Origin of the sequence: Streptomyces sp. I05A-00742, assembly GCF_013055795.1 — a bacterium.
Lineage (GTDB): Bacteria > Actinomycetota > Actinomycetes > Streptomycetales > Streptomycetaceae > Streptomyces.
Map to the genome: position 1 here is coordinate 16956 of NZ_JABETO010000009.1, position 22890 is coordinate 39845.

The 22890-nt window shown below is 72.1% G+C and carries 22 protein-coding genes, 1 tRNA gene and 2 pseudogenes; 7 read left to right on the forward strand and 18 right to left on the reverse strand.

What is annotated here, in order from left to right:
- Nucleotides 1-9: 9 nt before the first annotated feature.
- Genes HN013_RS11230 through HN013_RS11240 form a run of 3 tightly spaced genes read right to left on the reverse strand, consistent with a single transcriptional unit; the run spans nt 10 to nt 3307 of the window.
- Complete coding sequence (locus HN013_RS11230; protein ID WP_171165783.1) at nt 10-897, reverse strand: SGNH/GDSL hydrolase family protein; 888 nt, start codon at nt 895-897, stop codon at nt 10-12.
- Between the two features lie 56 nt (nt 898-953).
- Complete coding sequence (locus HN013_RS11235; protein ID WP_171165785.1) at nt 954-1967, reverse strand: hemolysin family protein; 1014 nt, start codon at nt 1965-1967, stop codon at nt 954-956.
- Nucleotides 1964-3307, reverse strand: coding sequence for a hemolysin family protein (locus HN013_RS11240; protein ID WP_171165787.1), 1344 nt, complete (start codon nt 3305-3307; stop codon nt 1964-1966). The genes HN013_RS11235 and HN013_RS11240 overlap by 4 nt, the downstream gene beginning before the upstream one ends.
- A 268-nt stretch (nt 3308-3575) precedes the next feature.
- Here HN013_RS11240 and HN013_RS11245 point away from each other — a divergent pair.
- Nucleotides 3576-3647, forward strand: a tRNA-Gln gene (locus HN013_RS11245).
- Nucleotides 3648-3650: 3 nt separating this feature from the next.
- A complete protein-coding gene (locus HN013_RS11250) occupies nt 3651-5930 on the forward strand; it encodes a hypothetical protein (protein WP_171165789.1) in 2280 nt (759 codons plus the stop codon).
- Nucleotides 5931-5948: 18 nt separating this feature from the next.
- Here the strand turns inward: HN013_RS11250 and HN013_RS11255 are convergent.
- Both HN013_RS11255 and HN013_RS11260 read right to left on the reverse strand, forming a co-directional pair.
- A pseudogene (locus tag HN013_RS11255) lies at nt 5949-6303 on the reverse strand (GNAT family N-acetyltransferase).
- 133 nt (nt 6304-6436) lie between these two features.
- On the reverse strand, nt 6437-7594 hold the full coding sequence (locus tag HN013_RS11260; RefSeq protein WP_171165791.1) for an FAD-dependent monooxygenase: 1158 nt from the start codon (nt 7592-7594) through the stop codon (nt 6437-6439).
- Between the two features lie 96 nt (nt 7595-7690).
- Here HN013_RS11260 and HN013_RS11265 point away from each other — a divergent pair, with 96 nt between their 5' ends.
- A complete protein-coding gene (locus HN013_RS11265; protein WP_171165793.1) occupies nt 7691-8263 on the forward strand; it encodes a TetR/AcrR family transcriptional regulator in 573 nt (190 codons plus the stop codon).
- 18 nt (nt 8264-8281) lie between these two features.
- Here the strand turns inward: HN013_RS11265 and HN013_RS11270 are convergent, their stop codons facing one another.
- From HN013_RS11270 to bioB, 4 genes are all read right to left on the reverse strand, one after another.
- Nucleotides 8282-8944 carry a class I SAM-dependent methyltransferase gene (locus tag HN013_RS11270; RefSeq protein ID WP_171165795.1) on the reverse strand — a complete coding sequence of 221 codons (663 nt, stop codon included), beginning with the start codon at nt 8942-8944 and terminating at the stop codon, nt 8282-8284.
- Nucleotides 8945-9215: 271 nt separating this feature from the next.
- Nucleotides 9216-9917, reverse strand: a complete 702-nt coding sequence (gene bioD / locus HN013_RS11275; RefSeq protein ID WP_171165797.1) for a dethiobiotin synthase — start codon at nt 9915-9917, stop codon at nt 9216-9218.
- A 10-nt stretch (nt 9918-9927) separates the two neighbouring features.
- On the reverse strand, nt 9928-11253 hold the full coding sequence (locus tag HN013_RS11280) for an adenosylmethionine--8-amino-7-oxononanoate transaminase (RefSeq protein ID WP_171165799.1): 1326 nt from the start codon (nt 11251-11253) through the stop codon (nt 9928-9930).
- A complete protein-coding gene (bioB, locus tag HN013_RS11285) occupies nt 11246-12415 on the reverse strand; it encodes a biotin synthase BioB (protein ID WP_171165802.1) in 1170 nt (389 codons plus the stop codon). The genes HN013_RS11280 and bioB overlap by 8 nt, the downstream gene beginning before the upstream one ends.
- Before the next feature lie 250 nt (nt 12416-12665).
- Between bioB and HN013_RS11290 the strand changes: the two genes are divergently transcribed.
- Entirely contained in the window at nt 12666-13874 is a 1209-nt protein-coding gene (locus HN013_RS11290; RefSeq protein ID WP_171165803.1) for an 8-amino-7-oxononanoate synthase, read from the forward strand.
- Here the strand turns inward: HN013_RS11290 and HN013_RS11295 are convergent.
- A complete protein-coding gene (locus HN013_RS11295) occupies nt 13861-14106 on the reverse strand; it encodes a DUF397 domain-containing protein (protein ID WP_171165806.1) in 246 nt (81 codons plus the stop codon). The two genes, HN013_RS11290 and HN013_RS11295, sit on opposite strands and share 14 nt — an antisense overlap.
- A gap of 39 nt (nt 14107-14145) precedes the next feature.
- The gene (locus HN013_RS11300; RefSeq protein WP_171165807.1) at nt 14146-15036 is read right to left on the reverse strand and encodes a helix-turn-helix transcriptional regulator; all 891 of its coding nucleotides are present in this window, start codon (nt 15034-15036) and stop codon (nt 14146-14148) included.
- 308 nt (nt 15037-15344) lie between these two features.
- On the opposite strand from HN013_RS11300, the gene HN013_RS11305 reads away from it, so the two are divergent.
- A complete protein-coding gene (locus HN013_RS11305; RefSeq protein WP_171165809.1) occupies nt 15345-15773 on the forward strand; it encodes an ATP-binding protein in 429 nt (142 codons plus the stop codon).
- Nucleotides 15774-15866: 93 nt separating this feature from the next.
- Here the strand turns inward: HN013_RS11305 and HN013_RS11310 are convergent, their stop codons facing one another.
- The 5 genes from HN013_RS11310 to HN013_RS11330 form a co-directional block, all read right to left on the reverse strand.
- Nucleotides 15867-16340, reverse strand: a complete 474-nt coding sequence (locus HN013_RS11310; RefSeq protein WP_171165811.1) for a C40 family peptidase — start codon at nt 16338-16340, stop codon at nt 15867-15869.
- A 482-nt stretch (nt 16341-16822) separates the two neighbouring features.
- The gene (locus tag HN013_RS11315) at nt 16823-17128 is read right to left on the reverse strand and encodes a hypothetical protein (RefSeq protein ID WP_171166080.1); all 306 of its coding nucleotides are present in this window, start codon (nt 17126-17128) and stop codon (nt 16823-16825) included.
- A 5-nt stretch (nt 17129-17133) separates the two neighbouring features.
- Nucleotides 17134-17769, reverse strand: coding sequence for an ATP-dependent Clp protease proteolytic subunit (locus HN013_RS11320; RefSeq protein ID WP_312018568.1), 636 nt, complete (start codon nt 17767-17769; stop codon nt 17134-17136).
- Nucleotides 17770-17971: 202 nt separating this feature from the next.
- On the reverse strand, nt 17972-18283 hold the full coding sequence (locus tag HN013_RS11325; protein WP_171165815.1) for a hypothetical protein: 312 nt from the start codon (nt 18281-18283) through the stop codon (nt 17972-17974).
- Nucleotides 18280-18537, reverse strand: coding sequence for a hypothetical protein (locus tag HN013_RS11330; protein WP_249374941.1), 258 nt, complete (start codon nt 18535-18537; stop codon nt 18280-18282). The genes HN013_RS11325 and HN013_RS11330 overlap by 4 nt, the downstream gene beginning before the upstream one ends.
- On the opposite strand from HN013_RS11330, the pseudogene HN013_RS11335 reads away from it, so the two are divergent.
- A pseudogene (locus HN013_RS11335) lies at nt 18500-18931 on the forward strand (transposase family protein); the annotation flags it as partial. The gene HN013_RS11330 and the pseudogene HN013_RS11335 sit on opposite strands and share 38 nt — an antisense overlap.
- Before the next feature lie 565 nt (nt 18932-19496).
- Here HN013_RS11335 and HN013_RS11340 read toward each other — a convergent pair.
- On the reverse strand, nt 19497-20783 hold the full coding sequence (locus tag HN013_RS11340) for a hypothetical protein (protein WP_171165820.1): 1287 nt from the start codon (nt 20781-20783) through the stop codon (nt 19497-19499).
- 222 nt (nt 20784-21005) lie between these two features.
- Here HN013_RS11340 and HN013_RS11345 point away from each other — a divergent pair, with 222 nt between their 5' ends.
- Nucleotides 21006-21719 (forward strand): hypothetical protein, encoded by a 714-nt coding sequence (locus HN013_RS11345; RefSeq protein ID WP_171165822.1) that lies wholly within the window; start codon nt 21006-21008, stop codon nt 21717-21719.
- Nucleotides 21720-21733: 14 nt separating this feature from the next.
- Here the strand turns inward: HN013_RS11345 and HN013_RS11350 are convergent, their stop codons facing one another.
- Nucleotides 21734-22864 (reverse strand): hypothetical protein, encoded by a 1131-nt coding sequence (locus tag HN013_RS11350; RefSeq protein ID WP_171165824.1) that lies wholly within the window; start codon nt 22862-22864, stop codon nt 21734-21736.
- Nucleotides 22865-22890: the final 26 nt, after the last annotated feature.

The following is a 22890-nucleotide window of genomic DNA, read 5'->3' on the forward strand; positions in this document are numbered from 1 at the left end:
GGTGCGTTCCTACGAGGGCCGGCCGGTACGGGGCGTCGTGTCCGCCGACGGCATCCAGCGCTGCCACCCGGTGACACAGCCCGGCGGGTCCGCGGCGGGCGTGACGAAGAACGCCTCCCCGAGCTCGGTGCCGAAGTGCGCCCCCGCCCGGCCGTCCCCCGACGAACGGCCGGTGAGCCGGCGGCCGATCCACGGCCCCAGGTGCTCGCGGGCGAAGCGCAGGTCGGCACCGCGGCGCGTGGTCCAGCCGGGGCGGACGGCCGGCGGCAGGGGCTCCCGCCAGTCGGTCTCCGCCGGGTGGCCGAGCGCCTGCCAGACGGCCTCGGCGACCCGGCGGTGCCCCTCGGCGTTCAGATGGAGGCGGTCCTCGGCCCACAGCCGCGGATCGCCCAGCACCTCGGCGCCGAAGAGGTCGACGACCACGGCACCGTGCCGCCCGGCCAGCTCGTCGATGAAGCCGAACAGCCGCTCCATGCGGGGGCGGAACCGCTCCAGGACCGGGCCGCGCCGCCCCGGGCTGCGCATCAGCACCAGCTGCCGGCAGCTCGGCGCGAGCCGTTCCACCGCCTCGGCCAGCCGGGCGCAGACGAGGTCGACGTCGCACTTGGGCCGCAGGACGTCGTTGAGCCCGCCGACCAGCGTCACCAGGTCGGCGCCCAGCGCCGCGGCGGGCGCCGCCTGCTCGTCGGCGATCTGCCCGATGAGCTTCCCGCGCACCGCGAGGTTCGCGTACCGGAAACCGGGGGTGCGAGCGGCGAGCCGGCCGGCGAGCAGGTCGGCCCAGCCCCGGTAGGAACCGTCCGGCAGCACGTCCGACATGCCCTCGGTGAAGGAGTCGCCGACCGCGACGAAACTGGTGAACTCGGGGGGCTCGGTGTACATGGCATTCGTCCGCATCGCGCGGTGATCCTACGCTGTGTCCTTCTCCGCCCGCACCCCTCTTCCCGCCCGTCTCAGACCCGGCGGCCCACCAACTGGCGGAGCACGTCCTCCAGCGTGACCAGCCCGGCCAGCCGGTCGTCGGCGCCGAGCACGGCCGCGAGGTGGGCGCCGGTGCCGCTCATCGCGGTGATGACGTCGTCGAGCGGGGTGTCCGCCCGTACCTGGGCGATGGTCCGCATCCGCCGCAGCGGGAACGGGACGTCGCGGGGCGTCGCGTCCAGGGCGTCCTTCACATGCAGGTAGCCGAGGATCCGGCCGCTGTCGTCGATCACCGGGAAACGGGAGAAACCGGACCGCGCGGCCAGCTGTTCCAGCTGTTCCGGGGTCACCCCGAAGCGGGCCGCGACCACCCGCTCGACCGGCAGCACCACATCGGCGACCGGCCGCTTGCCCAGCTCCAGCGCGTCCCGCAGCCGTTCCGTGGACCGCTCGTCCAGCAGCCCGGCCGCGCTCGCGTCGGCCACCATGCGGGCCAGCTGGTCGTCCGAGAAGACCGCCGCCACCTCGTCCTTCGGCTCCACCCTGAGCAGCTTCAGGGCGCCGTTGGCCAGCTGGTTGATGGCGAAGACCACCGGCCGCAGCGTTCGCGACAGTGCCACCAGCTGAGGGCCCAGGAAGAGGGCCGTGCGCACCGGCTCGGCGAGCGCGATGTTCTTGGGCACCATCTCGCCGAAGAGCATGTGGAGATAGGTCGAGACCGCCAGCGCGATCACGAACGACACCGCGTGGATGCCCCCGGACGGCAGTCCCGCCGCGTGCAGGACCGGCTCCAGCAGGGTGGCGATGGCCGGTTCGGCGACCACGCCGAGGACCAGCGTGCACAGCGTGATGCCCAGCTGCGCCGCCGCCATCAGGGCCGAGATGTGCTCCAGCCCCCACAGGACCCGGCGGGCCCGGCGGTCGCCCCGGTCGGCGTACGGCTCGATCTGGCCGCGGCGCACCGAGATCAGGGCGAACTCGGCGCCCACGAAGAAGGCGTTGGCGACCAGCGTCGCCAGGCCGATCAGCAACTGCACCCCGGTCATCGGCCGGCCTCCGCGCCGCCCGTTTTACCGTCGGGCGGTGGGGCGGTCAGCCGCACCCGGGCCGCGCGCCGGCCCGACGCGTCGGTCACCTCGATCCGCCAGCCGGCCACCTCCAGGGTGTCCCCGACGGCCGGGATCCGGCCGAGCTCGGTGGCGATCAGCCCGGCCAGCGTCTCGTACGGGCCCTCGGGCACCCGCAGTCCGATGGCGTCCAGCTGATCGTCGGTACGGGTCGCTCCGTCGGCGTCGTACCGCGTCCTGCCCTCCGGATCGGTGCCGGCCGGGGCCAGGTCGGGCCGTTCGACGGGGTCGTGCTCGTCGCGCACCTCGCCCACGACCTCCTCGACGATGTCCTCCAGCGTCACCACGCCGGCCGTGCCGCCGTACTCGTCGATCACCACGGCCATGCTCCGCTTGGCCGACAGCCGGTCCAGCAGCCGGTCCACGGTCAGCGACGCCGGGACGAGCAGCGGCTCGCGCAGGAGGGCGGCCACCGGGCGCTGGGGGCGCTGGTCGGCCGGGACGGCGAGCACGTCCTTGATGTGCGCGACGCCGACGACGGCGTCGAGGCTGCCCCGGTAGACGGGGAAGCGGGACAGGCCGGTCGCCCGGGTGGCGTTCGCCACGTCCTCGACGGTGGCGCGCTCGTCCAGCGCCGTGACCTGCACCCGCGGGGTCATCACGTTCTCCGCCGTCAGGTCGGCGAGGTTGAGGGTGCGGATGAACAGCTCGGCGGTGTCCGGCTCCAGTACACCCTCGCGGGCCGAGTGGCGGGCGAGGGCGGCGAGCTCCCGGGGGCCGCGCGCGGTGGCCAGTTCCTCGGCGGGCTCCACGCCCATCCGGCGCAGCACCCGGTTCGCGGACTCGTTCAGGTGCCGGATCAGCGGCCGGAAGAGGGCGGAGAAGGCGCGCTGCGGCCCGGCCACGGTCCGGGCCACCGGCAGCGGACGGGAGATCGCCCAGTTCTTGGGGATCAGCTCGCCGACGACCATCAGCACCACGGTGGAGAGCAGGGTCCCGAGGGCCAGCGCCACCGAGGACGCCACCGAGCGCGACAGCCCGAGCGCCTCGACCGGGCCGGTCAGCAGGGTCGCCAGGGACGGCTTGGAGATCATGCCGATGACCAGACCGGTGACGGTGATGCCGAGCTGGGCGCCCGACAGCTGGAAGGTGAGGCCCCGGACGGCCCGCAGCGCACCCTGCGCGCGCCGGTCCCCGCCCTCGGCGGCCCGCTCCAGTTCACCGCGCTCGACCGTGGTGAGCGAGAACTCGGCGGCGACGAAGACGGCGCAGGCGAGGGTCAGCACCACGGTGAGCACCAGCAGGAGCACTTCGGTCATCGGGTCACCTCCGTCCCATGATCATGCACAGGCCGGACGGGCGCGCGATGTCGGACGCCGGAACCACTGGGAGGCTCGCCCATGGGAGGACGCTCACACCTTTCACGTTTCACGAGGAGACGGGCACTGCGGGTCACGGGGAAGCGGATTCCCCGAAAAGCAGATGAACCGCCCATGGTAAAGGAAAGGCAAAGCATTCGATGATGGTCCGATGTCCCGGGGAAAGCGTTTGTTCCCGCCCCGCACGGACGTCTAATCTGCCGCCTGACGACGTGTAGCTCAGCAGGAGAGCACCGGGCTCTGGTCCCGGAGGGCACGGGGGCAGAACCCGTCACGTCGGCTTATGAACGACGACGTCGAACAGCAGCTTTCCCCGGCCTATCCGCGGGCACGGCTCGCCGAGGCCCTGCTCACCTCGCGGACGCACGGCGACGCCGACACCCGGCGCCGTGCCGCGCACCGCGCCGACCGCTGGCGGGCGGTGATCGCCGGGATGACCGACGGCAGCCTGACCGTAGGCTCCCGCACGCCGGTGGCCGGGCTGCCCGCCTGGGTGACTCCCGAGGTCGTCCGGGGCGGGTTCGCCACCTCCGCCGCGAGTGCGGAGGGCCCGCTCCAGCCGTACGAGCGCGAGGCGGCGGACCTGGCGGGGGTGCCCGCGGAGCGCGGGGCGCTCTTCGCGCACGGCCTGACCGAGCCGGGCCTCGCCCGCCTGTACGCGCTGCTCGACAGCGGCCGGTACGAGATCGCCGTCCCCGAGGAGGCCGCGCTGCTGACCGTGGCGTGGCTGGTCCGGGCCGGGGACACGGCCGGGGCGCTCGAACTCGTCGAGACTCTGGCGCCGTTCGCCGGCCGGCTGCGCTTCACGCCCCGCCCGTCCGCCCTGCCCGCACCGGACGTCCGGGCGGTCCACCGGCGCACGGTCGGCGACGCCGGAGCGTCCCTGGCCCGGCGCAAGCCCCACGCCGCCGTCGAGACCCAGCGCGAGGCGCTCACCGTCTGGCAGCCGTTCGGCGACGAACTGCTCACCCACTGGCTGGAGGCCGCCGGATCCGGCCGTGTCCCGGAGCACGTGCCCGACGACGCCTGGCGGGAGCGCGGCGCCGAACTCCTGCGCCGCTACCGGGAACTCGCCGCCGCCCACACCCGCTGCACCAAGCACCGCGACCCGAAGGAGAACCTGGGCATCCTGCTCGGCGCCCTGGAGGAGGCCGCGGCCGGACGGCCGCTGGACGCCCGGCGGCTGGGTCTGCTGCGACACGCGGTGGAGTCCATGGTGCGCCGGCGCGGCCGCCCGGGTTCCGTACCGCACACGCGGCTGCGCGCCCGGCAGGCGGCGGAGGCGGCCGTGCCCTCGCACCACGCCCTCGCCCAGCTCGTGCTGCGCCGGCTGTCCGCGCTCCCGCAGGAGTCGGGGGCGGCCGACGTGGCACCCCTGGTCGCCGACGTCTCCGCCGCCGAGGCACGGGAAAGCGGGCTGCCGGCCGGAGCGGCGATACCCCCGGCCGTCCGGCTCGTCGTGGAGACCGCCCTGAGCGCCCCCGTCGGCACGCTCGTCGAACGCGGCGTCGTGCCCTCGGCCGAGGTCCTGGCCGAACTGGTGCCGCAACTGGTCGCCGTCACCTCCGCGCAGGCGTACCCCGACGAGGCGCTGCGCACCCTGATGGCCGCCAACTACCGGGCGTTCCGCAGGCGCCGCTCGCTCCTCCTGCGCAACCTCGCGGGACAGGTGCGGGCCGACGAACTGCCCTGGGTGGCGGCGGTCGCCCGGCACCGCGTCGAAGGAGTGGGCCAGGAGCCGGCGCACGCCGTGCTGCGCCAGCTCGGTGAGCTGGCCGTGCAGGCGTTCCCCGGCACGATCCTGCCCAACCCGCTGGTCCGTGAACTCGGCGTGCTGGCCCGGCAGGCCGACCTGGGCGCGCCGTTCGTGGCGGAGCTGGCCGCCGACATCTTCGAGGGCACCTTCTCGCCCACGTACCTGGTGGCGGCGAGGATCGCCGCGGAACTGCTCGCCGGCTCGCTGTACGAGCGTTACTACGGCATCGACTACGCGGCGGTCCGTGACCTCGCGATCGCCGAGGCGGCCGAGGCGCAGGGCTGCTCCCGGCCGCCGCGCAGCTCACCCGGATTCATGAAGCTGTGCTTCGAGCGGGTCGGCGACGGGGGCGACGCCTGGTCGACGGCGGCCAACGGCAGGGTCATCGAGCAGGCCCAGATCCTCACCACCCACAACCTGGCCACCCTGGCCGGCCCGGTCGGCATCCGCCCCGAGCCCGGCTGGGAGGACCTGGCCCGGCGCTCCTTCACCACCGTGTGCCGGCTGGCGGCCCGCGTGCACGGCAATCCCAGGCCGGCGCCCACGATCAAGGACGCGGCGTACGCGTGGCGTCAGATGGTGTTCTTCCTGTCCCTCTGCTCTCCGGCCGCGCAGGCGAGGACGATCGCGTGGCTGGAGGACGAGGCGGACCGCCACCCCCGCCACGTCGCCCCCCGCCTGGCCCCGGCCCTGACCGGCCTGCGCCGGGCCGCGGACGGCGGACCGGCGGACTCGGACGGCGGGCGGCGCTTCCTCGGTTGGACCTCGCGGGGCTCCCACTGGCTGCTGGCAGATTCCGATAAGTGACGGTCTCGGGCCCGGGTTTCACAGGTGCTTGACCCAGCGGCTCCACTGCGGCTCGGGCGCGTGGCCCGCGGCGCGCCACGCCGGGTGGGCCGACTCGTTGCGGGCTGGCACCATCACGTCGCCTCGCCTTCCGCCGAGTGCGGCGAACCGCTCCTCGGCGGCCGTCAGCAAGGCCCTCGCCACATTCCGGCGGGTGGACGGCGAGCCGGTAGAGATGGCAGCGGCAGCCGGCGAAGCCCGCGCTGGGCGTGCCCACCAGCTCGCCGCCGGAGTGGGCCGGCAGCAGGGCGTCCGGGTCGCGGGTGACCGGGCGGGCGATCCCGTTGTGGTCGTGCCTCCTTCCAGAAGTGCAGGACGTCGTCGCGGGGCGTATGCGGAGGTCGATCAGGGTGGCCGTCCCACCGTTTCCGTTGCCGGTCCGGTAACGGGTGGTCTGGACGGAACAGTTGAGTCCGGGCTTCGGGTGCTCCGGTGGTCAGCCCTGCCGCAGGAGAGCCCTCGGGTCGTCAGCCCAGCCGCGGCGGCGTCCAGGCGGCGTGCCGCAGCACCGCGCGCACCGCGGTGCCCGACGGGGCCAGCCGGAACGCCGTGTTGCGCAGGGCGATCGCGAGCGGCCGGTCCAGCTGCTGTCCGAGGCGTCCGGCCTGCCGGGCGGCGCGGGCCACGGCCTGGCTCCGGGGGCGCCGCGCGGCGTCGTAACGGGTCAGCGCGGAGACGACCGTGGGCGCGTCGCCCAGGGCGGCGGCCAGGGTGACCGCGTCCTCCAGCGCCTGGCAGGCGCCCTGTCCGAGGTGGGGCGTCATTGCGTGGGCGGCGTCGCCGAGGAGGGCGACGCGGCCCGCGGTGTACGAGGGGAGCGGGGACGCGATCTCGTGGATGTCGTGGTGCAGGACGTCGTCCGGCCGGGTGGCGTCCAGCAGGGCGGGGACCGGGTCGTGCCAGCCGCCGAACCGCCGCCGCAGCGCCGCGAGGGGGTCCGCGGGGCGCAGGCCCGCGGGGGAGTTGAGCACCGCGTGCCACTCGGCCCGGCCGTCGGCGAACGCGATATGGCCGAACTCGGCGCCCCGGCCCCAGGTCAGCTCGAAGTCGGTCCGGAGGCCGACCGGACGCTCGGTGATCGCGCGCAGCACCGTCGACCCGCTGTAGGCGGGGCCGGGGTGGGAGGGGAACAGCAGGCCGCGCAGGCGGCTGCCGACGCCGTCGGCGGCCACGACCACGTCCGCCTCCAGGACCTCGTCCCCGTACGTGACCCGCGCGCGGGACGGGCCGGACCCGTCGACGCCCGTCACCTCGGCGCCGATGACCAGGCACTCGCGCGGCAGCGCGGAGCGCAGGATCTCGTGCAGCGCGGCGCGGGGAATGCCGACGATCGGCGTGCCCAGCTCGCGTTCCAGCGCCGCGCCGTCCATCCGGGCCAGCCACCTCCCGTCGGGGGTGCGCGTCCCGCCGGTGTACTGGAAGCGGGCCGCGGCGCGCACCGCTTCGCCGACGCCGAGGGCGTCCAGGGCGCGTATGCCGTTGGCCGCCAGGGAGATGCCCGCGCCCGCGTCGCCGAGGACGGGGGCGCGTTCGACGACCGTCACCTCCCAGCCGACGCGGCGCAGTCCGACGGCCGCCGCCAGCCCGCCGATTCCCCCGCCGACGACCACCGCGCTGCTGCCCATGTCCGTCCCCTTCCGTACCCGAATGCGATCCGGCTGTGTTTTCTACAGCTGTAGAAGGATCATAGGGCAGGGCTTCACCTGCGGTAGAAAGGGGTGGTGGCCACCGAACGACGCACCGTCCTCGCCGACGCGGCCCTCGCCGTCCTGGCCGACGAGGGGATGCGCGGCCTCACCCACCGCGCCGTCGACCGGGCCGCGGACCTCCCGCTCGGCACCACCTCGGCGTACTTCCGTACCCGCCGGGCGCTGCTCGACGCCCTGGTCCGCCGGCTCGTCGCCCTCGACCAGGCGGAACTGCAGGAGCTCGGCGCAGCCCTGCCGACGGTCCGGGACGACGGTGAACTGACCGACGCCATCGCCGCGTTCACCGCACTCCGCCTCACCGGCCCGGGACGGCGGCGCACCCTCGCGCGGTACACCTGCGCCGTCGAGAGCGTGCGCCACCCCGAACTGCGGGAGATCCTCGTGCCCCGCGACAACGCGGCGCGGGAAGCGGTACGCGCATTCCTGGCCGCCCGTGGCGTCCCGGACCCCGAGGGACGCACCCTCACCCTGCTGGCCTGCGTCGACGGGCTGGTCTTCGACGGGCTGGTCTCCGGGCGGAGCGTGCGGCGCGAGCACATCCTGGGCGTGGTGGCCGCGGCGGTCCGGGGGCCCGACGAAGGCTGACGGCGCGCCCGGGCCGCCTCAGTCCGTCCCGGCGCCGGGACGGACGGCGACTCCCGTGACGCACGAGGACGTCGGCAGCCGCAGGCCCTTTGGGGGAACCCGCAGCCGGTGCCAGGAGCGGACGGTGAAGCCGGCCCCGGCCATCGCGCCCAGCGGGTCCCGGGCGGTGCGGCAGCCGCCGAACAGCAGGGGCCAGAGCGTGCGGTCGGCGGCGTGCTGGATGGCGGCCATGGTCCGTTCCTCGGCGCGGCCGTGCTCGAAGAAGCGCAGTTCCGCGCCCGGGCGCAGCACCCGGCGGAGCTCGCCGAGGGCGCGTGACACGTCCCGCACCGAGCAGAGGACGAGACACACGACCGCCGCGTCGAACGCCTCGCTCTTCAGCGGCAGCGCCTCGGCCGTGGCCGGGACCACGTCCACCGGCACCCCCGCCCGCACCGCGGCCTCCGCCGCGAGCCGGCGCAGCTGCCGCTCCGGCTCGATCGCCACCACCTCCGAGACGGCGTCCGGGTAGTGCGGGAAGTTGAGGCCCTGTCCGGCGCCGATCTCGACGACCCGCCCGGAGAGGCCGGCCAGCAACTCCTGGCGGTGGGCGGTCATGCCCGCCCGGCGTTCCAGGGTGGGGGCGGTGCGGGCGTAGAAGCGGGCGAAGAGGGGGTGGTGGACGGGGTCGTGCGGTGGCATGGCATACCCCTTTCCGGGGACACGTCGGCTAACGCGATTGTTCCCCGTGACGGGGGGAGTGAGCCCCGGTCCCGCCCTTTCACCGTTTCTTGCGGGGGCAGGCCCCCGCACCCCCTGAGCGCGCCTGCGGCGCGCGTCCTCAAACGCCGGACGGGCTGTTCAGCCCGTCCGGCGTTTGAGGACAACCGCGCGGAGCGCGGTTTCAAAGGGGGCGCGGGGCACCCCCCGCAGAAACGGTGAAAGGGAGGGACCGGGGCACACCCCCCCCGGATCAGCCGAGCACCCCCGGCGACCACGTCCCCGCCAGCTCCGGCCCCAGCCAACCCCCCGCCCGCGTCCGGAAGGCGTCCGGCGGCAGCCCCCCCGCCCCGGCGGGCACCGCCCCCACCAGCGGCACCCCGGCCGACTCCGGAAAGTCGGACACATTGCACCGCATCGCGAGATCCGGCTCCGCCGGCCAGCTGCCGATCACCACCCCCGCGCACTTGAGGCCCCGCGCGCGCAGCGCCTCCGCGGTGAGCGCGGTGACGTTCAGCGTGCCGAGCCCGGCCGCGGCCACCACCAGCACGGGCGCGTCCAGCAGCCGGGCCGCGTCGGCGAGCGTGCTGCCCTCGTCGTCGAGGCGGACGAGGAGGCCGCCCGCGCCCTCGACGAGGACGAGGTCGTGCTCCCGGGCCAGCCGTTCCGCCGCCGCCGCGATCTCCGGCGGTCGCACGGGTGCCCGCCCGGAGCGCCGGGCGGCCGTCGCGGGTGCCAACGGCTCGGGGAAGCGCGCGAGTTCGACTCCGGTGACCGGCCCGGCGAGCCGCTGTACCTCGGCCACGTCGCCCGGCTCGCCCTCGGCGACGCCGGTCTGTGCCGGCTTGAGGACGGCCACCGACCGGCCCCGCGCCAGCGCGACCGCGGCGATCGCCGCGGTGGTCACCGTCTTGCCCAGCTCGGTACCCGTGCCCGAGACGAACAGCACTGTCATATCGGCTCCTTCACGCCGTCCGCCCGGCGGCAGCCGCCGCGGCGCACGCCGCACGGCAGATCCGGGCCAGGTCCGCGTCACCGGTGATGTAGGGCGGCATGGTGTAGACGAGGTCGCCGAACGGCCGCAGCCAGACGCCCTCGCGCACCGCGGCCTCGGTGGCCGCCGCCATCCCCGCCGCGTCGAGCGGCGCGGCGAGCTGGACGACGCCGATGGCGCCCAGGACGCGTACGTCACTCACCCCCGGCAGCCCGGCCGCCTCCGCGAGACCGTCCCGCAGGCCGGACTCGATCCGCTTGACCTCCGCCTGCCAGTCCTGACCCAGCAACAGGTCCACCGAAGCGCACGCGATGGCCGCTGCCAGCGGGTTGCCCATGAACGTCGGGCCGTGCGCGAGCACCGGGACCTCGCCGCGCGAGATCCCGTCGGCCATCCGGGGCGTGCACAGCGTCGCGGCCATCGTCACATAACCGCCGGTCAGTGCCTTGCCCACACAGAGCACATCGGGGGTGACCCCCGCGTGGTCCGCCGCGAACAGCGCGCCCGTGCGGCCGAACCCGGTGGCGATCTCGTCGAAGACCAGCAGTACGCCGTGCTCGTCGCACAGCCGGCGCAGCAGCCGCAGATAGGCGGGGGAGTGGAAGCGCATCCCGCCCGCGTTCTGCACCACCGGCTCGACGATCACCGCGGCCACCTCGTGCGCGTGCCGCTCCACCAGCTCCCGCAGGTGCGCCTCGTACGCGGGGTCGGGCTCCGCGTCGAAGCCGGTCGGCGGCGCGTCCGCGAACACCTGCTCGGGGAGCACCCCCGACCAGAGGCTGTGCATCCCGCCGTCCGGGTCGCAGACGGACATCGGCGTCCAGGTGTCCCCGTGGTAGCCGCCGCGCCAGGTCAGCAGCCGGTGCTTCTCCGGGCGGCCGGACGAACGCCAGTACTGGAGGCACATCTTGACCGCGACCTCGACCGAGACCGAGCCGGAGTCGGAGAGGAAGACGTGTTCCAGACCGTCCGGCGTGATCTCCACCAGCCGGGCGGCCAGTCGGACGGCGGGCTCGTGGGTGAGCCCGCCGAACATGACATGGCTCATCCGGTCGAGCTGGGCGTGCGCGGCCTCGTTGAGCACCGGGTGGTTGTAGCCGTGCAGCGCCGACCACCAGGACGCCATGCCGTCCACGAGTTCGCGCGAGCCGTGCGCCGGCCGGGCCAGCCGCAGCCGGACGCCGGACGCCGACTCGACGACCAGCGGCTCCTGGCGGCCGGGCATCGGACCGTAGGGGTGCCAGACGTGCTGCCGGTCGAGGGCCAGCAGCCGGTCCGGGGCCATGGGCTCAGGCATTGGGCGGCAGGTCCGTTCCCGCGCCCCGGCGGCGCACGGCGACCAGGTCCGTCCTGGCCTCGCCGTCACCGGCGGCCTCCACCGCCCCGGCGTCCCCCGTCCCCGCGTCCCCGCACGGGCCGCAGCCCCCGCCGGAGCTGCCGCAGCCGGCGGACTCCACCCGGTGCGCGGGCAGCGTCGTGGTGTCCGCGCCCTCCACCTCGAACCCCGCGTCCGCGATCATGTCGAGGTCGGCCCGGCCCTCCTGGCCCTCACTGGTCAGATAGTCGCCCAGGAAGATCGAGTTGGCCAGGTGCAGCGCCAGCGGCTGGAGCGTGCGCAGATGGATCTCCCGGCCGCCCGCCAGCCGCACCTCCACGTCCGGGTGGACGAAACGCACCATCGCCAGGATGCGCAGGGCGCGCTGCGGGGTGAGGTTCCACTCCTTGGCCAGCGGCGTCCCCTCGAACGGGATGAGGAAGTTGACCGGCACCGAGTCCACGTTCAGCTCGCGCAGCGAGAAGACCACGTCGACCAGGTCCTCGTCGCTCTCGCCCATGCCCGAGATCAGCCCGGAGCACGCCGAAAGACCGGCTCCCTGCGCCTGTCGCACGGTGTCCTCGCGGTCGGCGAAGGTGTGCGTGGTGGTGATGTCGCCGTACGTGGCCTCGGAGGTGTTGAGGTTGTGGTTGTACGCGTGGACGCCCGCCGCGCGCAGCCGCTCCGCCTGGCCCTCGGAGAGCAGTCCGAGGCAGGCGCACACCTCCACCTGCTCGTTCTGCTCCTTGATCGCCTCGATGGTCCGGGAGACCCGGTCGATGTCCCGGTCCGTCGGGCCGCGGCCGCTGGCGACCAGGCAGACCCGCTTGGCGCCGCCCGCGACCCCCGCGGCCGCCGCCTTCGACGCCTCCTCCGGCTTCAGCCAGGTGTACTTGAGGATCCCGGTGTCGGATCCGAGCCGCTGCGAGCAGTACGAACAGTCCTCGGGGCAGAGCCCGGACTTGAGGTTGACGAGATAGTTGAGCTTCACCCGCCGCCCGAACCACTTCCGGCGTACCCGGCCCGCCGCGGCCACCACATCCAACAGCTCGTCGTCGGAGGTCGCCAGCACGGCCAGCGCCTCGTCACGGGTCGGCGATTCGCGCCGCAACCCCTTCTCCACCAACGTGTTGAGCAGGTCCATGGCCAATGATCCTCGCCCACCGGACCGCTTGCGGCCAAGGTAGGGATCTCACAACACGAGCTCTCCGACGTGGGTGGATCACGACATGCTGATCATGTGGCCGAGAAGGCTAGTTTGAGGGTCGGCCGTCCATGGCCCGGTGAACGGCCCTCACGGCGATTTATGCGATTCCCACAGATGGGCCCCGGGACCGGTCCTGAACGGCCGCGGACAGACCCACCCAGGGAACCACAGGAACCGGGACGGCCCGATGCCCCACGACAGCGTCCACGACAGCGTCTTCGACTGGATCGACGAGCAGCACCGGGTGCGCCGGGAGGCCGGTCTCGTCCGGACCCTGCGCCCACGCCCCGACCGACCCGTCGGAGACACCTCCGTCACCGATCTGGCGGGCAACGACTACCTGGGGCTCTGCCGCGACCCGCGGGTCACCGGGGCCGCGGCGGAGGCCGCGCACCGCTGGGGCGCCGGCGCCACCGGCTCCCGCCTGGTCAGCGGCAGTACGGAGCTCCACACCGAGCTGGAACGGAGCCTCGCCGCGTTCTGCGGATTCGAGGCCGCGCTCGTCCTCGCCTCCGGGTACGCCGCCAACCTGGCCGCCGTCACCGCGCTGGCCGCGCCGCCGGACCCGTCCGGGACGCCCTCCCTGCTGGTCTCCGACGAGGGCAACCACGCCTCGCTGATCGACGGCTGCCGGCTCGCGCGCGCCGGCCGGGCCGTCGTCCCGCACACCGACCCGGAGGCCGTCCGGAAGGCCCTGGCCACCCACTCGGGCCGGGCCCTGGTCATCACCGACTCCGTGTTCTCCGTCGACGGCGACGCCGCGCCGCTCGGGGAACTCGCACGGGTGTGCCGCGAGAGCGGGGCGGGGCTGCTGGTGGACGATGCGCACGGGCTCGGGGTGCTGGGCGCGGGCGGCCGCGGCGCGGTGCACGCCGCGGGGCTCGCGGGGGACGCCGACGTGGTCGCCACCGTCACCCTCTCCAAGTCCCTGGGCAGCCAGGGCGGTGCCGTGCTCGGCCCCGCACGGGTCATCGACCACCTCCTCAACACCGCCCGCACCTTTATCTTCGACACCGGGCTCGCCCCCGCCGCCGCGGCGGCGGCCCTGGCGAGCCTGGAGGTGCTGCGCGCCGAGCCGGACCGCGCCGACCGCGTCCGCGCGGTGGCCGCCGGCCTCCACCGGCGGCTGACCGGCGCGGGGTTCACGGCCGCACGCCCCGACGCGGCCGTCGTCTCGGTCCGCGCCCCCTCGCCGGAGGCGGCGGTGCGCTGGCAGGCCGCCTGCCGGGCGGAGGGTCTCGCGGTGGGCTGCTTCCGCCCGCCGTCCGTACCGGACGGCGTCTCGCGGCTGCGGCTCACCGCCCGCGCGGACCTCTCGGACCGCGAGGTCGAGCGGGCGGTCGCCACAATCGTCAGGACCGCCCCGGAGGAGGCCCGCGGGCTCACCCCGTCCTGACGGGAGGGGCCTCGCCCGTCGCCCGGACCAGAGTGACGAACGGGGCCCAGGAGGCGGGTCGGAACAGCAGGACGGGGCCCGTCGTCCGTTTGGAGTCGCGCACGGCCAGCCATCCGGGGGCCGGCGCGGCCGTCTCGACGCAATTGTTCATTCCGGTGCTGTGGCTGCTGCGTCGCCACTCGGCCTCACGCAGAGCCGAACGAGAAGGTACGTACCGCGGCCGTGCGGACATGGCGCCTCCTGCGCGTCATCGCGTGTCGGGGGGTGTTCATCAGGTGCGGCGGCGGATCCCCGCGATTCCCGCGATGTAGTCCAGGGACTGCTCGTGCGGGAGGGCGTGCGCCCGGAGCGTGGTGAAAGCGGCTCCGTACGCCCGGAGGTCTTCTTTCCGCTCCAGATAGAGGCTACTCGTCAAGTGGTCGAGAACAACCACGTCCAGATCGGCAATGCGCGGAAAAGAGAAAATAACAAAAGGCCCCGTGATGCCGATGTGGTTGCCATGGGAAAAAGGCAGAACATGAAGTCTCACCTGCGGCAGTGACCCCGTGGCCAGCAGATGCCGCAGCTGCCCGGCCATCACCTCGGGCCCGCCCACTTCATGGCGCAGCACCGCCTCGTCCAGGATCGCGCAGAGCTCCAGCGGACGCTGCCGGTGCAGCACCGACTGCCGTGCCATGCGCACCAGTACGAGCTCCTCGACCTGGTGGTCGGGCGGGTCGCCCAGGGCGGCCCGGGTCACCGCCCGGGCGTACTCCGGGGTCTGGAGCAGGCCGGGCACCACCGTGGTCTCCAGGGTGCGCGAGCGCGAGGCCTCCGACTCCAGGCTGATGAAGTCCAGATAGGCGGAGGGCAGCAGATCGCGGTAGGCGTACCACCAGCCGCGCCGCGAGCCGGACCGGCCGTCGCCCGGCCCCGCGGAGTCCGCCCCGCACAACGCCCCGAGCAGGGCCCGGAGCTCGGGGTCCGAGACCTGGTAGGCGTCCAGCAGCCGGGCCACGTCGGCGGGTTTGGCCCCGCTGCTGCCGGTCTCGATACGGCTCACCTTCGACTGGTGCCAGCCGACCACGTCGGCCGCCTGCCGGCTCGTCATCCCCGTCAGCTCGCGCTGGCGGCGCAGCTCGGCCCCGAGTTTGCGGCGGCGTACCGCCGGTCCGTACCGCAACGGCGGTCCCTCCCTCGTGCGTCGTACGTCCCGGGGCGCGCGGGCGGCCGCGTTCCGTACGTCCTCATCCGCGTACGTCAGAGTCAATAGACCATGGAGCTGCTCAAATACGGTCTACCGTCGCAGAGTTCACCGCTTCGAGCGACAGATATATGCATATCTCGGTGGATCGCTCCCATCCCGGGCGTTATCAGTGGCACTCTGACGTGAAGAGCCGCCCGTGGGCCTCTCCCGACCGGTCTTGTGTACGCCGCGTTCCTTCGCGCACCGCTCAGGGAGCCCCGCCCCGGTGGGAAAGGTGCAGCGTCATGGCAGACCTCCAGGCAGCATCCGTCACTCTGCCGAGCGCCCCGGCCTCGGTGTCCTCGGCCCGCCGCTACGTCACGTCCGTGCTGGCGGAGTGGGGCCTGCCGGACGGTACGGAGGCCGCCGAGACGGTGCGGCTGATCGTCTCCGAACTCGCCACCAACGCCGTGCAGCACACCCGCGGCCAGTCGCCCACCTTCACCGTGGATGTGCTGCTCGAACGGGACGAGGAGCTGCGCATCGGGGTCACCGACAGTCACCCTCGTCACCCCCGACGGCTGCCGGCCGCGGTCCAGCAGGACAACGGGCGGGGGTTGGTGATCATCCGCTGGCTCACCGCGGAGTGCGGCGGCCGGTTCGCCGTCACACCGACCCCGGAGGGCGGCAAGACGGTGTGGATCTGTCTGCCGTGGACGGTGCCGGTGCGCTGAGCGCACGGGCACGGGCGGGCCCCGATGGTCCGCCGGGCGGTGGGATCCGCACCGCCCGGTCGTCGCACCCGTAGGAGGCCGTGAGTCGGTCGCTCAGTCGGTCACTCGGCCGTACCAGACGCTGTTCGTCCAGATCCGCTCCAGGCGGACGACGGAACCGGTCTTGGGAGCGTGCCACATCTTGCCGTTCCCGGCGTATATCCCGACGTGGTAGACGCCGCGCCCGGAGTGGAAGAACACCAGGTCGCCGCGTTCGCGGGAGGAGCGGGAGATGTGGTGGGTGCGGTTGTACTGGGCCGCGGCGGTGCGGGGCAGCTGCTTGCCGGCCCGCTTGAAGGAGTAGAGAGTCAGCCCCGAGCAGTCGAAGCGGTACGGGCCCGTGGCGCCCCATTGATAGGGCGAGCCCTGCTTGGATGCGGCGATCTGCAGTGCCCTGACCGAGACGGATGCCGCCTCCGCCTTGGAGGTGCCGCCCGGCGTCAGGAACGAGACGCCGACGGCGGCGAGGGTCAGGGCCGATGCGGCCTTGGCTTTGGACAGCCTTGCGGGACGTTTGTGCGCGCCCATGCGCATACCCTTCGTCAGCCGCCTGTGAAGGATTGCCTGTCGGGTTCGGGCAGGCGAAGAATGCCCGGCCGCCTGGGCGGCTTCACCCCAAGGGGCGGCTCCGTGGGGCCGCCCCGCCGTGCTCGGGTCCTCCATCCCTGCCGGTGCACTCCTCGTCGGACCAGTCCCGGCGGCGGCAGGGTTCGGCGTCCGCCAGGACCGCCCCACCGTGTGGCGGGGTCTTGTCGTCCCGAGGATCTTGACGCAGTCACGGCATCGTTTCCGAGCGGAACCAGGGTTATGTGAGCCTCGTCACCTGTGGGCAATTCGGGTGGACGCAGGGCGGTTTGACCCTCATGGAGATCGCGTGCTGAGGCCGCCACCTGCACGGGTCGTGGATCACTCAAGCGCGGAGTGCGCGCGCCGCTGAGAGTGATCACTGCGTGCCGTCTACGATCGCGTCCGCTGTCTGGAGGAATCTTGTTGAAAAGCGTTTCCGCTTCTCAACTCGCGGATGGCGGCGGCAACATCAGCCGCCGTGTGCGACGCTCCCCGTCGAGGACCCGCATCGCACGCGCCATTGTCCCCGTGTACACCTCGCGTTCACCCCGCTCGAACATGACCGCCAGTGCGTCGCGCAGCCCCGTGCTCGCGACCACCAGAGCCTGCGCGGCTCGTAGCCCTCCGTACGTGCCCTGTACGCGCGCCGGATTGATCCTGCCGAGGAGATCCAGTACTTCGAGGTACCGGTCCACCACCTCGCCCTCGGCCCGCGTCAGGGCGGGCAGCGGCGGGAGTTCGGGCAGCATGCCGGTCATCGCCCGTCCGTCCGGGTCAGGGCCTGGCCGCGGCTGCCGATGACCTGGTCGGCCAGGCCGTAGGCCACGGCCGCCTCGGCCTCGAAGATCGCGTCCCGGTCCGTGTCCGCCAGGATCCGTTCGGTGTCCCGGCCGGTGTACCGGGCCAGCAGCCCGGCCTGGACCGTCCGCCGGCGCAGCAGCTCCTCGGCGTGAAGGGCCAGGTCGGAGGGCTGCCCCCGCATCGGTTCCGCCAGGTACGGCTGCCCGATGAGCACCCGCGCGTGCGGCAGCACCGACCGCTTCCCCGGGGTTCCGGCCGCGAGCAGCACGGCCGCGGCCGAGGCGGCCTGGCCCAGACAGACCGTCTCGATGTCGCAGGAGATGAAGCGCATCGTGTCGTGGACGGCGCACAGGGCGGGGAAGGAGCCGCCGGGGGAGTTGATGTAGAGCGAGATGTCCTGATCGGGCGCCGTGTACTCCAAGTGCATCAGCTGTGCGATCACATCGGTCGCGGCGGTGTCGTCCACCGGCGAGCCCAGCATGACGATCCGCCCCGAGAGGAGCTTGGAGTAGGGGTCCAGGGTGCGGTGGCCGTAGCTGGTGCGCTCGGTGAACTCCGGCAGGACATAACGGGCCGTGTGCGGGCTCACGACTGACCTCCATGGGCTGCGGGTGCGGCGACGGGACGGCCGCCCAAGGGCGAGCCATCTGTAAAAAATGTACAGGACGTACGTCCCGACCATCGCGGGTGCCGGGACGACACCGGGACGACCCGCCCTGCGCCGTCCGCCCGCTCGGAGGTCTCCGACGACACGCCTCCGATGCCGCCGCGCTGTGTTCGGGAGCGGTGATTCACGACTCGGTGAGGGGCCCCGGCGCGTGCCGGGTGGCCGCCGCCTGGAAGAGGGACAGCTCGCCCCGGCCCGTCATGGGGCTCGCCCGGGCGACTTCGCACGCCAGGACAGCGGCGAGTACGTGGTAGGTGCGATCCCGCCCGGTGGCGGCGCCTCGTGCCAGGAAGCTGCCGCCGGCGCGCACGCCGTCCGCCAGTTCCGCCAGGGTGACAGGGCGGTGAAGAGCGGTGTCGTGGAGGGAACCGTCATGGTGCCGCCTCAGGTCGCGTGCCGCCGGCGTGCGGCTGGCAGGACGGTCTTCGGCCGTCACCCGACGGCTCGTCCGGGCTTCCCGGCGCCTGGCCGCCCGGTGGCCGTGCGGCCGGCCGGGACGGTGGTGGCGGCCTTGTTGCCAGTGTTCTTCTCCGGTCGGACGGCGTCGCTCACTGCCCTGCGGAGGTCGTGTTCCAGACCCGCCGCGCGGTCCAGGCAGTCGTCGGTGAAGAGTTTCACGTCGTCCATCACGTCACCGATCAACCGGAAGAGTCCGGTGCGGTGGCGGCAGATCGGCGCCTCGAGCCGCAACTACCGGTTGTCCGCGAACGTGAAGGTCATCATCGATGCCGACACTCGTCCGGTCGCAGCCGCCGCTCGGCCTGCCGCCGGCAACAGGGCTGACGCCCAGGTCTGGCGGAGCTCCGGTCCGGCGGAGCAATGCCAAGGAGCCACCGTGCTCGGCGACGGTGCCTGCATCAACACCGGCCTGGCCGCCCCGCACCGAAAACGCACCGGCCGACCCCTCCTGGCGGGCGAGGGGGAAGACAACACCGAGCACCGCAGGTTCCGTGCCGGCGTCGGGCACGCCTTCGCCCGCATGAAGAACTACAAGATCCTCCGCGACTGCCGACAGCGAGGCGTCGGTCTCCACCATGCCGTCCAAGCAGCCGCCCACTTGCACAACCTCACCATGGCTGTATGAGCAGAAGTGCTGGAAGCAGCTCTGACCTGCCCACTCACAGCCTTCTGCAACACGCTTTGGGCGGCGGCTCGTCGAGATCCGGCCGGAGGAGAGGCATCCGAACACTTCCGCCGGAGTCCTTTGGGGCGCAGGGCGTGGCCGATGCGCGACGATCCGTCGTCGAGTTGGCAGCGGATTGGCTCACGTGGCTGTGCCTGGCCGACGACCAGCTCGAGGAAGGCAACTACGGCACCAAGGACCAGTGGACGAGCGTGGCCAACGCCGTACGTGCGGTCGTGGAACACGGCGATACCGCAGGTCCGATGGGGCCGGACGCCGCTGATCCGTGCGCCGGCCGACCTTGTCCGCCGCCTCGACATCCTTTCCCCGCCTGCCTGGAATAGGCGCTTCACTACCCGCCTCATGGATGCGATGATCGAGGCGTTGCGCGAAATTCACTGGCGGGAGAACGGGGTACGAGGAGCCGAGGACGGCGTAGGGGCGGTCGCCGAGGTGCTTGCGCACGGTGCCGGCGTGCAGGTCCACGAGGGTCTCCCAGTCGCCCGGGGAACCCGGCTGTTCCTGCTCAAACGCCGGGAAGGTTCCCGCTTGAGAGACCCAGCGCGGTGGCGAGTTGGGGAAAGGTGATTCCTTGGCTGTCCGACCAAGTGGCCTGGAACTCCCAGCCGTTCCCTGCGGGATTCTTGGCGATGGACCCGGTGAACCACACGCGTGTGGGCTTGCCGTCGGCGACGGTATTGAAGCCGGCTTCGCCCGCGAGGGAGAAGTTCTTCCCGCCCGGGCCCTTTGAGTAGGCGAAGTGGACGATCCAGTTGACGGTCGCGCTGCCGATCTGCAGCTTGCTGGAGACGGAGAATTCCAGTTCCGTGGTGTCCTGGGTCGAGAGCGCTTCGAGCGCGATGGCGTCGATGGTGAGCTTTTCGACCTCTTCGGGGATCTCGCAGCCGGGCCAGTTCTTCCTGACCCAGCCGACCAGCTCCGTCATGCTGATGTTCTCGGCCCGGCCCCACTCGCGAACGTAGCCGTCGCCTTCCGCGGTAACGCCCAGGGCCAGGGTCTTCCCAGGAGATATCTCCAGGGAGCCGATCGGGTGGACGGACTGCACAGTACTCGTGGTGAATGCCTCGGAGGAGGGCCGCGAGGGCGGTTTGATGAAGTACTTGTACTTGTACTTCGGTTCGTCGGATTCCTTGTCCCATTTGAGTGCGTCGGCAGAGGTTTCAAGAGGCGTCGGCGATGCTTTGGAGCAGAGCGCCATGAGTGCGGCGAGTGCCCGCTCAGCCTCCTGCCGGAAGATGGTCGGGGAGAGCAAGTACGCCCTGATGAACAGGTATGTCTCCGCCCGTTTACCGAACTCGTTGCCGATGATGGGTTCGCATTCTACTTCGAATCCCTCCTTGGGATCGTCCCTGCGATGCTTGCCGCTGGGCCCTTCGAAGAGATTCCCGGGCAGCCAGGAGTACACCCTGCCGAGGTTGGCGAAACCGTTGGGTACTGGCGTCCCTTCGGCGTCCGACTGATGAAATTCTGTAGCGCTGCAGAATTTTGTGACGAAAGCTCCGATCGGCTTGAGAACCGCCTGGCTCATGTGGTAACCAGCCATGTTGGCGACCACTGTCTTGACCAGATCGCACAGCAACTTTCGAAGCTCTGAGCCGTGATCGTTGTACTCCCTCTCGATCAGAGAGTTCCAGAATTCCTTGAGCTTGTTCTTGGGAATGGTATGGTGCCGTGCCATCTCCACGCCATTGTTGTCGATCGTTTGCAGTGCGTCCCAGTTGCGTTTTGCGACGTCATTGAGGAATGGATGTTTGGGGCTGCTGGAGATCTTGAGATTTGCGTCGACTGCCACGAGATCCTCCATGTGACGGGTGGGAAGGCGTGGGTCTGGCGGCCCGGCTGGAGTCAGGCACCCTGGCCAGATCCTGCGCGTTCGGGGATGCTGCTGTCGGGCAGGGAGAGCTTGCGGCCGAATTCCTGCCGGACAGGGGAGCCCGGAAAGCCGTTGGGGGTAATGAGGGATTTGCTTCGCGTGCTCCGCAGTACGGCGTGACCGGAGACTTGAGGGGGAACGATGAAGGAAGCACCCACGGCCATGACGGCCGGCGAGGGGCCTGACGGGGAGCCATTGGTCTATGTGTTCTACGGCTCTCTGGTGCGGAGGATCTTGCAGGACGACGACGGCCGACCGATCGAGGAATGGTGTAACAAGGGCAACCGGTACCGCTATCCGTTCAAGGACGCACCAGCCCCTTACACCACTCTGTGGCCCAAGCTCGTGGGAACGCTCGGCAAGGACGGACCCTCGGGCGTCTTCAGCCGGGATGAGCAGGACCCGAGGCTGGACTACACCTTCCACGCGGTGATGTCGGCGGACGGGACGTACCGGAAGGTCAGTTGGAACCACCTGGACGGGATGCAGAAGCCGAAGCTGTCGGATGTTCCCCCGTTGCCGGCCGGCTTCACGGTGACAGCGTGCTGCGAGTTCCCCGACGCGGGCCTGGTTCTGTTGTTCGGAACCGGCGGAGGCAAGTCCGGGTACTGCGCGTGGAACCCGGTCGATGCGACGGTGGACGCGAAGATGACGGTCGGTCCGCTGGACACGGCGGTGACAGCGGCGTTCCTGGGATGGGACAGGGTGGACGGCCGGCGGGTGATGCGGCTGTACGCCGGTGCGGACGGGAAGCAGGAGACGGCCTACGTGGTGACGAGGAAGGGCTCGCAGCTGATCCTCACCGTGAAGGCGGTACCGAAGTTCCTGGAGGGCGCAGAACCCGGGGCCCGGTGATCGCCGGGGCGGGTTCATCGGTGGACCTGGGCGGTGCCGCTCGGCCGCAAGTGGCCGCGGCCGAGCGGGCGCCAGTCCAGAACGAGCAAGTACCAGGGGTCGGTGGGTGGTTCGGCGCCGGCGAATGTGGTGATGGTGACGGTGCTGTGGGCGGGGACGGGCAGGGTCAGCGTCTCGGGATGATGGCCGGCCGTCATGGTGAGGGGGTGATCGGTGCCGCCGGCGGTGAGGGTGAGCCGTACCGTCAAGGTGGGGGAACCGCCCTGGGTGAGTGCGGTCGCCAGCAGCAGCCCGTCGGTGTCGGCGGTGTACGGGTTCCCGTGGATGAGGTGGGCCCGCCAGTCCAGGGTGGTGTGGCCGGCCAGGGGGCCTCCGCCGGTCCGGGGGCGGTTGAGGAGGCGGACGGAGCCGCTCGCGGTGAGTTTCACGGCGTCGACGGCGGGCCGGGCCAGGAGCACGAGGGTGCTCAGGGCGGCTCGGGTGGTCGGTCCCTTCTCCGGTCGGAGGGTCGCCGTCAGGACGCAGACGGTGTCCTTGAAGGGACGGAAGAGGAAGCTGGTGTCCGTGACTTCCTTGGGCCGTGCGGCGCCGTAGTCGAGCAGGTAGGTGACCGTGGTCGCGGGGGGTTCCTGGGCCGTCCAGGTGAGGATGGCCTCGGGGTGGTCCGGGTCGACCATGTAGGGGTCGGGCCTGAAGTCCCGGAAGACGAAGCCGGGGGGATTCTTGTCGAGGGGCAACAGCGTGGTGCGGGTGGTCTCGTCGCCCTCCTCGCGGACGGTGAGGGTGACCGTTCCGATGTCCCCGTTCACGGTCAGACCGCTGAGGCGGAAGGCCGCTTCGCCGTTGTCGGGGATCACGGTTCCGCCGGCGTACTCCATTCCCAGTTCCAGGCGGTCGGGATGGGTCAGGTCGCCATGGCAGGGCTGCCAGTCGGGCTCGACGGCGAGGGTGATGTCGTCGCTGTGCTGAGTGGTGAGCTGTTCCGCCCCCTTGCCCTGGGGTACGAGCAGGGTGATGCGTGAACAGGAGACGTCCGTGCCGGTGCGGTTCGTCGCGGTGAGAGTGAGGACGGCGTCCTGTTCGGTGGCGCCGAGATGGCCGGGTGTGAGGGTGTAGGACAGCAGCGTGTTGTTGGATCCGGACATGGTGGCCACTTTTCTCCGCGTTCGCG